The sequence below is a fragment of the Pseudomonas sp. 65/3-MNA-CIBAN-0223 genome (assembly GCF_040310425.1).
GTDB lineage: Bacteria > Pseudomonadota > Gammaproteobacteria > Pseudomonadales > Pseudomonadaceae > Aquipseudomonas > Aquipseudomonas gregormendelii.
In genome coordinates, this window is the sequence record NZ_JBEOPV010000008.1 from 1 (window position 1) to 12,272 (window position 12,272).

The 12,272-nt window shown below is 60.7% G+C and carries 10 protein-coding genes and 1 pseudogene; 7 read left to right on the top strand and 4 right to left on the bottom strand.

From position 1 onward, the window contains the following. Positions 1 to 123, top strand: a pseudogene (locus tag AAEZ09_RS29415) (IS110 family transposase); the annotation flags it as partial. Positions 124 to 154: 31 nt separating this feature from the next. On the opposite strand, the gene argA reads toward AAEZ09_RS29415, so the two are convergent. Next, positions 155 to 1,453 (bottom strand): amino-acid N-acetyltransferase, encoded by a 1,299-nt coding sequence (argA, locus tag AAEZ09_RS11095; RefSeq protein ID WP_350599507.1) that lies wholly within the window; start codon positions 1,451 to 1,453, stop codon positions 155 to 157. 261 nt (positions 1,454 to 1,714) lie between these two features. Then, the gene (gene argE / locus AAEZ09_RS11100) at positions 1,715 to 2,875 is read right to left on the bottom strand and encodes an acetylornithine deacetylase (protein WP_350599508.1); all 1,161 of its coding nucleotides are present in this window, start codon (positions 2,873 to 2,875) and stop codon (positions 1,715 to 1,717) included. A gap of 156 nt (positions 2,876 to 3,031) precedes the next feature. Between argE and AAEZ09_RS11105 the strand changes: the two genes are divergently transcribed. Beyond that, positions 3,032 to 4,399, top strand: coding sequence for a CYTH domain-containing protein (locus AAEZ09_RS11105; protein ID WP_350599509.1), 1,368 nt, complete (start codon positions 3,032 to 3,034; stop codon positions 4,397 to 4,399). 73 nt (positions 4,400 to 4,472) lie between these two features. Here AAEZ09_RS11105 and AAEZ09_RS11110 read toward each other — a convergent pair whose 3' ends face one another. Next, the gene (locus tag AAEZ09_RS11110; RefSeq protein ID WP_045059634.1) at positions 4,473 to 4,943 is read right to left on the bottom strand and encodes an Lrp/AsnC family transcriptional regulator; all 471 of its coding nucleotides are present in this window, start codon (positions 4,941 to 4,943) and stop codon (positions 4,473 to 4,475) included. 127 nt (positions 4,944 to 5,070) lie between these two features. Between AAEZ09_RS11110 and AAEZ09_RS11115 the strand changes: the two genes are divergently transcribed. The 5 genes from AAEZ09_RS11115 (at position 5,071) to AAEZ09_RS11135 (ending at position 9,161) form a co-directional block, all read left to right on the top strand. Further along, positions 5,071 to 5,409: an ACT-like domain-containing protein gene (locus AAEZ09_RS11115; RefSeq protein WP_350599510.1), complete on the top strand. Its 339-nt coding sequence runs from the start codon at positions 5,071 to 5,073 to the stop codon at positions 5,407 to 5,409. Between the two features lie 90 nt (positions 5,410 to 5,499). Then, positions 5,500 to 7,284: a type IV pilus assembly ATPase TfpB gene (gene tfpB, locus AAEZ09_RS11120; protein ID WP_045059636.1), complete on the top strand. Its 1,785-nt coding sequence runs from the start codon at positions 5,500 to 5,502 to the stop codon at positions 7,282 to 7,284. A gap of 112 nt (positions 7,285 to 7,396) precedes the next feature. After that, positions 7,397 to 8,317 (top strand): SPFH domain-containing protein, encoded by a 921-nt coding sequence (locus AAEZ09_RS11125; RefSeq protein ID WP_045059637.1) that lies wholly within the window; start codon positions 7,397 to 7,399, stop codon positions 8,315 to 8,317. A gap of 8 nt (positions 8,318 to 8,325) precedes the next feature. Further along, complete coding sequence (locus AAEZ09_RS11130; RefSeq protein ID WP_205893143.1) at positions 8,326 to 8,775, top strand: NfeD family protein; 450 nt, start codon at positions 8,326 to 8,328, stop codon at positions 8,773 to 8,775. Positions 8,776 to 8,843: 68 nt separating this feature from the next. Further along, a complete protein-coding gene (locus AAEZ09_RS11135; RefSeq protein WP_045059639.1) occupies positions 8,844 to 9,161 on the top strand; it encodes a DUF2388 domain-containing protein in 318 nt (105 codons plus the stop codon). Positions 9,162 to 9,271: 110 nt separating this feature from the next. Here AAEZ09_RS11135 and gcvP read toward each other — a convergent pair whose 3' ends face one another. After that, positions 9,272 to 12,145, bottom strand: coding sequence for an aminomethyl-transferring glycine dehydrogenase (gene gcvP / locus AAEZ09_RS11140; protein WP_205893145.1), 2,874 nt, complete (start codon positions 12,143 to 12,145; stop codon positions 9,272 to 9,274). Between the last annotated feature and the right edge of the window lie 127 nt (positions 12,146 to 12,272).

The window sequence follows — 12,272 nt, forward strand, 5'->3', positions numbered from 1 at the left end:
AAAATGCAGGCCATCTGCGCGGTTATGCGCAAATACCTGACAGGCTTGTGGGCGTGCATACGCGCAGGAGAAGATTTCGATACGGCCAAGCTTTTCAGCGAAAAACACCTGCTGAAAGCTTGACCGGTAACAGAGTATCTACAGGGGGATTGCGTTACAGGGTTTTTTCGAAGATCTTCGAATTACGCTGATAGTTGTACAGCGACGCTCGCGCCGACGGCAGCCGGTCCACGCTGCTTGGCACGAACCCGCGCTCGCGGAACCAGTGGGCGGTACGGGTCGTGAGGACGAACAGGGTTTTCAGGCCCTGGGCCCGGGCGCGGGTTTCGATGCGCTCCAGCAGTTCATCGCCACGCCCGCCGTGGCGGTACTCCGGGTTGACCGCCAGGCACGCCAGCTCACCCGCATCCGAATCGGCAATCTGATACAGCGCCGCGCAGGCGATGATCATGCCTTCGCGCTCGACCACGCTGAATTGCTCGATCTCGCGCTCCAGCACCTCTCGGGAACGACGCACCAGGATGCCCTGCTCTTCCAGCGGGCTGATCAGGTCCAGCAAGCCACCGACGTCCTCAATCGCCGCTTCGCGCACGATTTCGAATTGCTCCTGGGCCACCAGGGTACCGCCACCGTCGCGGGTGAACAGCTCGGTCAGCAGCGCACCGTTTTCGGCATAACTGACGATATGACTGCGTGCTACACCGCCACGGCAGGCCTCAGCAGCGGCATCGAGCAGTTCCCCCTGATAATTGCTGCCCAGGCGCAGCAGGTGCGCCGGCACTTGCTGAGGACGCAACTCACGCACCAGGCGCCCGCTTTCGTCGATCAGGCCCAGGTCGGCACCAAACAGCAGCAATTTGTCGGCGCCCAGGTCGATGGCGGCGCGGGTCGCGACGTCTTCGCAAGCCAGATTGAAGATCTCGCCGGTTGGCGAATAGCCCAAAGGCGACAGCAACACGATGGAGCGCTCGTCCAGCAGGCGATTGATGCCTTTGCGGTCGACCCGACGCACCTCACCGGTGTGGTGGTAATCAACCCCTTCGAGCACGCCGATCGGCCGTGCAGTTACCAGGTTGCCGCTGGCCACCCGCAGGCGCGAGCCCTGCATCGGCGAAGACGCCATGTCCATCGACAGTCGCGCTTCGATGGCGATCCGCAGCTGGCCGACGGCATCGATCACGCATTCAAGGGTGGCGGCATCGGTGATACGCATCCCATGGTGGTAATGCGGGGTCAGGCCACGGGCAGCCAGGCGCGCTTCGATTTGTGGACGGGAGCCGTGAACCAGCACCAGCCGCACGCCCAGGCTGTGCAGCAGCACCAGGTCATGGACGATGTTGCCAAAGTTTGGATGCTCCACGCCATCGCCGGGCAGCATGACAACGAAGGTGCAATCGCGGTGGGCGTTGATGTAGGGGGAAGCGTGACGAAGCCAATTAACGTATTCGGGCATGAACCTGGGCCTGTAATAAATAGCAGCCAAAAAATGGGCGAAACGGAACAACGCACAGCGGGCTGATGGTTATCGTCGGAACAGGCTTGGCGACACGCGCGCTCTCCTCATGAATACGGGTTGGATACTACTGATTTAACCGGCCAACACTGTAGGAGCTGCCGAAGGCTCGGGCCGCGCTCGGACGATCTTTTGATCTTTGTTTTTTCAAAAGCAAGATCAAAAGATCGCAGCCTGCGGCAGCTCCTACGGAGATAGCGTTCAACCGACAGATTTGGCCGGTGTCAGGCAGTAATGTTCAATCAGTTGACGTAATAGATGCACCGTAGGCTGCAAACGTGACATTTCGAGGTATTCCCCCGGCTGGTGGGCACAAGCTATATCCCCAGGACCAAGCACCAGCGTTTCACAACCAAGGCGCTGAAGATAAGGCGCTTCGGTGCCGAACGCCACTGCTTCGGCCATGTGACCTGTGAGCTTTTCGGCGACGCGTACCAGTTCAGCGTCTTCAGCCTGCTCGAACGGCGGCACTTCAGAGAATAGCGGCGCGTAATCGATTTTTACCTGATGCCGTTCGGCAACCGGCATGAGCCGCTGCAAAATCTCCGCGCGCAAGGCCTTCGGGTCCATGCCTGGAAGCGGTCGCAAATCGAACTCCAGGGAGCACTGCCCGCAAATCCGGTTGGGATTGTCGCCGCCGTGGATGCACCCGAAGTTCATCGTGGGCGTGGGTACGCCGAACTGCGGGTTGCGAAACTCGCGTTGCCAGAGCAAGCGCAGGCCACGCAGCTCACCGATGGCATCGTGCATCGCTTCGAGGGCACTGTGTCCCAGGCGGGGGTCGGAGGAATGGCCACTCTGCCCGAGTATATCGATGCGCTCCATCATGATGCCCTTGTGCATGCGGATCGGCTTCAGGCCGGTCGGTTCGCCGATCACTGCCGCGCGCCCCAGCGGCCGTCCGGCTGCGGCCAGCGCGCGGGCACCGGACATCGAGCTTTCTTCATCGCAGGTGGCGAGGATCAGCAGCGGCTGTTTGAACGGCTGGTCGAGCAAGGGTATGACGGCTTCGATCGCCAAAGCGAAGAAACCCTTCATGTCGCAACTGCCCAAACCCACCCAGCGGCCGTCGACTTCGGTCAGCTTCAGAGGATCGGTCTGCCACAAAGCGCCATCGAACGGCACGGTGTCGCTATGCCCGGCCAATACCAGGCCACCAGGACCGGAACCGAAGCTGGCGAGCAGATTAAATTTGCCGGGGCTGACCTGCTGGATGTCGCAGGCAAAACCCAGGTCGCCCAGCCAGGTGGCCAGCAGGTCGATGACAGGGCGGTTGGTCTGATCGAGACTGGCCTGGGTGCAACTGACGGACGGTGCAGCGATCAGCGCAGCGAACTGATCTTTCATGGACGGCAAAGGCATCGCTGACTCCAACTCCCGAATTGAAGTCCATCATAGAGCTATCTGGCGGCAGGAATAAACCGTCGCGGGGCGTAGGATGGACGAGTCCTGTACACTGCACGGCCTTGGCAGCCACACATTCCCCCGGCTGCGCTCCCGATCCTGGATTTTCCGGCCATGCAGAAAGAAACCGAAATCAAACTCCGCGTCAGCCGCGAAACCCTCGCAGCTCTGCGCGAGCACCCGCTACTGAAAAAACGCAACAAAAGTGGCTGGGAACGCCGTGAACTGATGAACCAGTACTTCGACACGCCTGAGCGCGACCTGGCCCGCGCCAAGGTTGCCCTGCGCCTGCGCCGTGATGGCGAAGAAGTGATTCAGACCCTCAAGACCCGCGGCCACAGCGTTGCCGGTCTGTCCGAGCGTAACGAATACGACTGGAAACTGCCCAAAGCCAAGCTCGATGTGAAAAAACTCGACGGCGAATGCTGGCCTGAAGAGTTGGCCGAACTGGACAAGAAGACCCTGAAAGCCATCTTCACCACCGACTTCGTTCGCGAACGTGCCGAAATCGCTTGGGGCCGTGGCAAAACCAAGGTGGTCATCGAAGCCGCGCTGGACCTGGGCCATGTAGTGGTCGGCAAGCAGAAAGAAGAAATCTGCGAGCTGGAACTGGAACTGCGCGAAGGCGAACCTGCTGCTCTGCTGGAACTGGCTGCCGAACTGGCCGCAACCCTGGCGTTGATGCCGTGTGACATCAGCAAGGCCGAGCGCGGTTATCGCCTGTACGACGCCAACAGCTATTCACTGAGCCTGCCGGCACCGCAAATCAGCGCCGAAATGCCGCTGGATGACGCATTTGCCGCGCTGTGCTGGCATTTGCTGGGCAGTAGCCAGCGCCTGGCCGAGCAGTACCGCTTCAATGGCCACTGGCGTTTGCTGCAGGACTGGGTCGAGAACCTGGCTGAAATGCGCGCACTGCTCAGCAGCCTGGGGCAAGCCGCACCGCGTCAATCGACCCACGACCTGCGAGTCGCGCTGGACGCGTTGCTCGAAGACTGGCGCCCACTGGTCCAGGCCGGGGTGGATGACGAGGATGTGCGCAAAGCCGCGCCTGAACAATTCCTGGAAGAGCTCGAAGACCCGCGCTGGGGTCTGTTCTCCCTCAACACTTCGCGCTGGTTGCTGGCCCGTACCTGGACCGCCGAGCGTAACGTACGAGGCAATCGCCAGGGCGCGGCGCAACTGGGCAGCTGGCTTCCACGCCTGCTGGGCGAAGAGGCAACGTCCTTGCAGCTGCAGCGCTATCAGCAGCAACCGGAAGACCTCGCCGAGCAACTGCCGCGCATCGAGCGCATCCAGTCCTGGCTGCACCATGCCCGCAGCGTGCTGGAGATCCCGGAAATGGATCGCCTTTACGGTGAGCTGAAACAGCTGGCGCAACTGGCCAACGAGCCGATTACCGACGAATCCCTGGATGCGCGCAAGCAGCAGGCTATTGCGGTTTATCAGAATCGTGCCTGGAAAATGTTGCTGCGAATGTAACATCGTTAAAGATCGCAGCCTTCGGCAGCTCCTACGGATATACACATTCCCCCGCAGGCTGCGATCTTTTGCTTCACCGCAACACGGGCAAACTGGTCGTCGACTTGATCTCCGATAACGCCACAATCGAGTTCACCTCCTGAATCCCCGGCACCATCGACAACTTCTCGAAGAAAAACCGCTCATACGCCTCGATGTCCGCCGTGACGATCCGCAACAAAAAATCCACCGAACCCATCAGTACATAACACTCCAGCACCTCGGGGAAACCGCGAATCGCCTCGGTGAATTCGGTGAAGTTCGAGCGCCCATGGGCGTTGAGTTTGATCTCGGCGAAAATCTGTGTGTTCAGCCCGATTTTTTTGCGATCCAGCAGCGTCACCTGGCCGCGAATGATCCCCTCCTCTTTCATCCGCTGGATACGCCGCCAGCAGGGCGACTGCGACAATCCCACCTGCTCGGCGATCTGCGCACTGGAGAGCGAAGCATCTTCCTGCAGCAGGGCAAGAATCTTGCGGTCGTAGCCATCCAGATCACTGTGCATAAATAAACCCGCCAACCCTATTAAATTGAATTGTACGATTCGAAGAATCGCCAATTAGGTCCATCATAGATAAGAAATACCCGGCTTCGAATGTAAAAATTCCTCCATTGATCCTGGAGCCTGCCCCATGCCTCACCTCGAAGCCGTAAAAAGTCCCCACTTGCGCCCCGATGTCTGGAACGTCCGTACCGCCCATTGCCGCGTGCACTACCAGTTGCTGGCCGAGGCCGAACCCGACCTGCTGTGTCGCGCGCTCAATCTGTTTGCCCTGCAATGCCTCACCCCGCACCAGGTCAATGTGCAGCGCAGCGACGATTTGTTGTCGATGCATATCGTCATTGATGGCTTGAGCTGGCATCGTGCCGAGGTGATAGCGGAAAAATTGCGTAATCTGATCAGCGTCTGCTCGGTCGATCTGCAAAACGCCGATTCCTCCTGGAATATCGCGGCTCAAGCGACAGGCTGAAACCCCTCGATACGGCTTCGTCGGGTAGTGGCCCAACGATTGGCGGCTGCGCGTCTATCCTTTGCGCACTGTTGTTCATGAGGAGCCCGCATGTCCGTTCAACTCGCCATTCAGGACCGCTGGCTGGATCTCAATGATTTGCTGCGCGAACTGGTCGCCCAAGGTTTTATCAGCCAGGACTCGGCCGAACTCGCACTCAATGCCAGGCGGCGCCACGCGGCTAATGGCCAACTGCACCCACTGGAGTTCATCGCCGGCCAGCATCTCGATGACCTCAGCCGCCCCGGCAAACATCTCGACCTGGAAAGCCTGACCCTGTGGCTGTCGCAGCAGGCCGGCCAACCCTACCTGCGCATCGACCCGCTGAAGATCAATGTTGCGGCCATCACGCCGCTGATGTCCTACGCGTTCGCCCAGCGCCACAAGATTCTTGCCGTCTCGGTCGACCGCGACGCCGTTACCGTGGCCAGCGCCCAGCCGTACGTCAACGGCTGGGAAGCCGACCTGACCCATGTCCTGAAGCTGCCGATCAAACGGGTGGTGGCCAACCCGGTGGACATCCAGCGCTTCAGCGTGGAGTTTTTCCGCCTCGCCAAATCAGTCAGCGGCGCGACCACCGGTGATCAACAGATCAATTCCATGGGCAACTTCGAACAGTTGCTCAACCTCGGCGCCAGCGACCAGGAACCGGACGCCAACGACGCGCACATCGTCAACATCGTCGACTGGCTGTTCCAATACGCCTTCCAGCAGCGCGCCAGCGATATTCATATCGAGCCGCGGCGTGAGCAGGGCACCGTGCGCTTTCGCATCGACGGTGTGCTGCACAACGTCTATCAATTCCCGCCGCAGGTGACCATGGCAATCGTCAGCCGCCTGAAAAGCCTGGGCCGGATGAACGTTGCGGAAAAACGCAAACCCCAGGACGGCCGAGTGAAAACCAAGACCCCGGACGGGGGTGAGGTCGAGCTGCGCCTGTCGACGTTGCCGACGGCGTTCGGCGAAAAAATGGTCATGCGGATTTTCGACCCGGAAGTGCTGCTCAAGGACTTCGATCAGCTGGGTTTTTCCGCCGAAGACCTGCGCCGCTGGCAGGACATGACCCGCCAGCCCAACGGCATCATCCTGGTCACCGGGCCGACCGGTTCCGGCAAGACCACCACGCTCTATACCACCCTCAAGAAGCTGGCGACGCCCGAGGTTAACCTGTGCACCATCGAGGACCCGATCGAAATGGTCGAGCCGGCGTTCAACCAGATGCAGGTCCAGCACAACATCGACCTGACCTTTGCCGCCGGCGTGCGCGCGCTGATGAGGCAAGACCCGGACATCATCATGATTGGCGAGATCCGCGACCTCGAGACCGCTGAAATGGCGATCCAGGCGGCGCTCACCGGCCACCTTGTGCTGTCAACGCTGCATACCAACGATGCACCCAGTGCCATCAGCCGCCTGCTGGAACTGGGCGTGCCGCACTACCTGATCAAGGCCACGGTGCTCGGCGTCATGGCCCAGCGCCTGGTACGCACCCTTTGTCCGCATTGCAAGGCGCCGCTGGCCCTGGGCGAAGAAGACTGGCAAACCCTGACCAGACCATGGCAGGCACCGCTGCCAGGTAACGCACAGCGCGCCATCGGTTGCCTGGAGTGTCGTGACACCGGCTACCGAGGACGTGCGGGCGTGTATGAAATCATGCAGCTGACCGACGGAATCAAGGCGCTGATCAGTCCCGATACCGACTTGCTGGCGGTGCGCAGGCAGGCCTTCAAGGAAGGCATGCGCAGCCTGCGATTATCCGGGGCACAGAAGGTCGCGGCGGGGCTGACGACCATCGAAGAGGTGCTGCGGGTCACGCCACAGAGCGAGCAGAAGTAACCCTTTTGTGTCTCTTGATGATGCGAGGGCCCGGTTCCGGTTCATATCCATGACCTGCACCGCTACACTTCTGCGGTCGAGAATTCATTGATGCACTCAACAGGGAATTGTTATGCAGATCGGTACCGTGCTCCTGCTTTTTGTCGGCCTGGTGGTCGCCATTCTTTTCATGGGTTTCAAAGTCGTGCCCCAGGGTTACCAATGGACGGTCGAACGATTCGGCCGTTACACCAACACCCTCAAGCCTGGCCTGAACATCATCATTCCGGTCATGGACCGCATCGGCCGCAAAATCAACGTGATGGAAAGCGTGCTGGATATTCCGCCGCAGGAAGTCATCACCGCCGACAATGCCACGGTGCAGATCGATGCGGTGTGCTTCTTCCAGGTGGTCAATACGGCGCAGGCGGCCTATGAGGTCAACAACCTCGAACACGCGATTCGCAACCTCCTGCAGACCAACATCCGTACCGTCCTTGGCTCCATGGAGCTGGATGCGATGCTCAGCCAGCGTGACGGGATCAACGAAAAACTGCTGCGCACCGTCGATGAGGCGACTGCACCGTGGGGCATCAAGATCACCCGAATCGAAATCAAGGACATCAGCCCACCCGCCGACCTGATGGCCGCGATGTCCGGGCAGATGAAGGCCGAGCGGATCAAGCGCGCCCAGATCCTCGAAGCCGAAGGCCTGCGTGCCGCAGCGATCCTGACGGCCGAAGGCAAGAAGCAGGCGCAGATCCTCGAAGCCGAGGGTGGTCGCCAGGCCGCATTCCTCGAAGCGGAAGCCCGGGAGCGTCAAGCAGAAGCCGAAGCCCAGGCCACCAAGGTGGTGTCCGAAGCGATCGCCGGCGGCAACGTGCAGGCGGTCAATTACTTCGTCGCGCAGAAGTACATCGATGCGCTGGGCAAGCTGGCCTCGGCCAACAACAGCAAAGTGATCCTGATGCCGCTTGAGGCCAGTTCGATGATCGGTGCGGTCGGTGGCATCGGCGAAATCGTCAAGGCGACGTTCGATAACAAGAAGGCCTGAGGCATACCATGTGGGCATTCCTGCAAAATCTGTCGTTCTGGGACTGGCTTGCCGTCGGCACGCTGCTGCTGATTCTTGAAGTGTTCGGAGCCGGCGGCTATCTGCTGTGGATCGGCATGGCCGCCGCGGCTGTTGGCGTGCTGACCTTCCTGCTACCGGGGATGTCCTGGGAGGTGCAGTTCCTGCTGTTCGGCTTGTTCTCGATCGCCACGGCGCTGTACTGGTGGCGACGCCAGCGCAGCGCAGTACGCCAGAGTGACGAGCCGAACCTCAACTTGCGAGGGCAGGAGTTGATCGGCAGGACCTTTGTCGTGCACGAAGCGATCGTCGACGGACGCGGCAAGATCAAGGTGGCCGACGGCGTGTGGATGGCCCGCGGACCCGATGCGGCCCCCGGCAGTCGGGTGCGGGTGACCGGGCAGCAAGGGGCGATCCTGCTGGTTGAACCTACCGAGTGAGCCACCACGGAACTGGATTGCCAGATTGGCGATCAAACGGGGTAGTTAATCCAGTGGAGTCACCCATCATGCGTTTCAAGTTTGCTGTCGCTACCCTCGCCTTGCTGTCCCTTCCAGTCGGATCGGCGATGGCCGACAGCTTTTGGCGTAACGTCATCTCGTCCGGCGCCACCACCGGTTCGACTTACCTGACGTTCAAGGATCACAAGCTGATTGTCGCGGCTCAAGATGACGCAGGTAGCTTCGTCGCCAGCGACGGCGGCATCCGCGGCCCGTACCTGGAAGCCGCCATGCAGAAAGTCCGCGCCGACAATCCTGGCCTGCAGGCCACGGACATGGAACTGGCGAATGCGATTTTGGCGAAGAATGCCATTGCCTCGGAATAAGCCTGTTGGCTGAACAAAATGCCGCTCCCATGAGCGGCATTTTTTTGCCTGACATAACCTCTGCGTCCCCCGTGACATTCCTCTGTGATGCCCCATGTGCCAAGGGTCTATCAGCGGTAATCATCCACCGGCACGCACGCGCAAAACAGGTTGCGGTCGCCGTACACATTGTCCACCCGATTCACCGCCGGCCAGTATTTGTGCGCCTTGGTATGGGCATCCGGCGTCACCGCCTGCTCGATACTATAGGGCCGCTCCCAAACCCCGGTGATATCGGCCAACGTATGTGGCGCGCCCTTGAGCGGGTTGTCTTCAGCTGGCCAGTTGCCGTTCTGTACCTCGGTGATTTCCGCGCGAATGCTGAGCATCGCACCGATAAAGCGGTCCAGCTCCGCTTTCGATTCGCTTTCGGTAGGCTCCACCATCAAGGTCCCGGGCACCGGAAACGACATGGTCGGGGCATGAAAACCGTAGTCCATCAAACGCTTGGCAACGTCCTCCTCACTGATCCCGGTCAACGCTTTCAAGGGGCGCAAGTCGAGAATGCATTCATGCGCAACCCGGTCGTTGCGCCCGGTGTAGAGCACAGGAAAAGCCCCGGACAGATGTTGTGCCAGGTAATTGGCCGCTAAAATCGCCACCTCGCTGGCATCGGCCAACTGTGGCCCCATCATCGCGATATACATCCAGCTGATCGGCAGAATGCTCGCGCTGCCCCAGGGAGCGGCACTCACGGCGTCATTCTGTGGCAGCGGCCCGTCAATCGGCACGACGGGGTGATTGGCCACGAACGGCGCCAGGTGCGCCCGCACGCCGATCGGCCCCATGCCAGGCCCGCCCCCGCCGTGGGGAATGCAAAAGGTCTTGTGCAGGTTCATGTGCGAGACGTCCGCACCAATGTCGGCCGGGCGCGCCAGCCCGACCTGGGCGTTCAGGTTGGCGCCGTCCATGTACACCTGGCCACCCTGGCTGTGGACAACTTCGCAGATTTCGCTGATCCCCTCCTCGTACACACCATGCGTTGAAGGATACGTCGCCATCAGGCAGGCGAGTTTGTCCCCTGCGGCGGCGGCCTTGTCTTTCAGGTCGTCGAGATCGACATTACCTGCCTCGTCGCACTCGACGATTACCACGCGCATCCCGGCCATCTGCGCCGAAGCAGGATTGGTACCGTGGGCCGAAGAGGGAATCAGGCAGATATCCCGCGCGCCCTGCTGCCGGCTCTCATGGTATTTGCGAATCGCCAGTAGCCCGGCGTATTCGCCTTGGGCACCGGAATTGGGCTGCATGCAAATAGCGTCGAATCCGGTGATCGCGCAGAGCCAGCGCTCCAGCTCCTCGATCATCAACGTATATCCCGCCGCCTGCTCCCTCGGCACGAAGGGATGCAGGTTGGCGAACTCGGGCCAGGTGATGGGGATCATTTCACTGGTAGCGTTGAGCTTCATGGTGCAGGAGCCCAACGGGATCATCGACTGGTTGAGCGCCAGGTCCTTGTTCTCCAGCTGCTTGAGGTAGCGCAGCATTTCGGTTTCGCTGTGATGGGCGTTAAACACCGGGTGGCGCAAGTAGGGAGAGGTCCTGAGCAGCGCCTCTGGAATACCGCTCGCCAGGGCTTGCGCGTCCATTTCCTCGACGATGAGCCCATGATCGGCACCCAGGAACACATCGAACAATCGGGCTACGGTAGTTTCATCGCAGGTTTCGTCCAGGCTTAGACCCAGTTGCCCGCGCCCCAGGATGCGCAGGTTGATCTGCGCCGCCCGGGCGCTTTCGATGATCGCCGTCTGGGTACCGCCGACCTCCAGGGTCAGAGTGTCGAAGAAGTGCTGATTGAGACGGATGATGCCGTGGCGCTCAAGTCCCGCAGCCAGGATGCAGGTCAGGCGATGAACCCTTTGGGCGATGCGCTTGAGCCCTTCAGGCCCGTGGTAGACCGCGTAGCAGCTGGCAATGTTGGCGAGCAGGACCTGGGCGGTGCAGATGTTCGAGTTGGCCTTTTCGCGGCGAATATGTTGCTCGCGGGTCTGCAGGGCCATGCGCAAGGCGACGTTACCGCGCGCATCCTTGGACACACCAATGATGCGCCCCGGAATCGCCCGTTTGTACTCTTCGCGACTGGCAAAGAATGCCGCATGGGGCCCGCCGTAGCCCATGGGCACGCCAAATCGCTGGGACGAGCCGAACACCACGTCGGCCCCCAGTTCTCCCGGCGCTGTGAGCATCAGCAGGCTTAACAGGTCGGTCGCGACGCAGGCCAGCGCCTGCTGTGCATGCAAGTGATCAATCAGCGGGCGCAGATCGCGAATTTCGCCATGGGTGTCGGGATATTGCAGCAGCGCGCCGAAGACCTGGTGCTGCCTGAGGTTGTCCACCGAGTCGATGATCAGCTCGAAACCGAAACCTTCTGCGCGGGTCTTCACCACCGAAATAGTCTGCGGATGACAGTTTTCATCGACGAAGAACAGGTTGCTTCGCGACTTGGCCACGCGCTTGGCCAGCGCCATGGCTTCCGCCGCCGCCGTGGCTTCATCCAGCAGCGAGGCATTGGCCAGCTCCAGCCCGGTAAGGTCGATGGTCAGCTGCTGGAAGTTCAGCAGTGCCTCCAGTCGGCCTTGGGCGATCTCGGGCTGATAAGGGGTGTAGGCGGTGTACCAACCGGGATTTTCCAGGACGTTACGCAAAATGACCGGCGGCGTGAGGGTTCCGTGATAGCCCATGCCGATCAGGCTGGTCCAGACCTGGTTTTGCCGGGCATAACCGCGCAGCTTGGCCAACGCCGCTTCTTCGTCGAGTGCGGGGGGCAGATCAAGAGCACGGTTCAGGCGAATACCCGGCGGCACCGTCTGCTCGATCAGCTCGACACGACTACCGATGCCCAGGCTGTCGAGCATGGCTTGCTGCTCGGCGGCATCGGGGCCCAGGTGCCGGCGAAGGAAGGCATTGGGGTCGCGTAACTGGCTCAGGGACGGCAACTGGGACATGACGGGCTCTCTCTTGAGTGGCGCTCGGCGTCGATGTAACACGGTCAAACCAGCATAGCAGGCACCGTCGCGGTGCCCGCGAAGATCAAAAGATCGAAAAAAAGCCCCGACAGGTCGGGGCTTTGGG

What these genes read in the sequence shown, in the direction of transcription:
- tfpB (WP_045059636.1), top strand. Translation starts at nt 5,500, where the DNA reads ATGTCCGTTCAACTCGCCATTCAGGACCGCTGGCTGGATCTCAATGAT.
- AAEZ09_RS11135 (WP_045059639.1), top strand. Translation starts at nt 8,844, where the DNA reads ATGCGTTTCAAGTTTGCTGTCGCTACCCTCGCCTTGCTGTCCCTTCCA.
- AAEZ09_RS11105 (WP_350599509.1), top strand. Translation starts at nt 3,032, where the DNA reads ATGCAGAAAGAAACCGAAATCAAACTCCGCGTCAGCCGCGAAACCCTC.
- AAEZ09_RS11125 (WP_045059637.1), top strand. Translation starts at nt 7,397, where the DNA reads ATGCAGATCGGTACCGTGCTCCTGCTTTTTGTCGGCCTGGTGGTCGCC.
- AAEZ09_RS11115 (WP_350599510.1), top strand. Translation starts at nt 5,071, where the DNA reads ATGCCTCACCTCGAAGCCGTAAAAAGTCCCCACTTGCGCCCCGATGTC.
- argA (WP_350599507.1), bottom strand. Translation starts at nt 1,453, where the DNA reads ATGCCCGAATACGTTAATTGGCTTCGTCACGCTTCCCCCTACATCAAC.
- AAEZ09_RS11110 (WP_045059634.1), bottom strand. Translation starts at nt 4,943, where the DNA reads ATGCACAGTGATCTGGATGGCTACGACCGCAAGATTCTTGCCCTGCTG.
- argE (WP_350599508.1), bottom strand. Translation starts at nt 2,875, where the DNA reads ATGCCTTTGCCGTCCATGAAAGATCAGTTCGCTGCGCTGATCGCTGCA.
- AAEZ09_RS11130 (WP_205893143.1), top strand. Translation starts at nt 8,326, where the DNA reads ATGTGGGCATTCCTGCAAAATCTGTCGTTCTGGGACTGGCTTGCCGTC.
- gcvP (WP_205893145.1), bottom strand. Translation starts at nt 12,145, where the DNA reads ATGTCCCAGTTGCCGTCCCTGAGCCAGTTACGCGACCCCAATGCCTTC.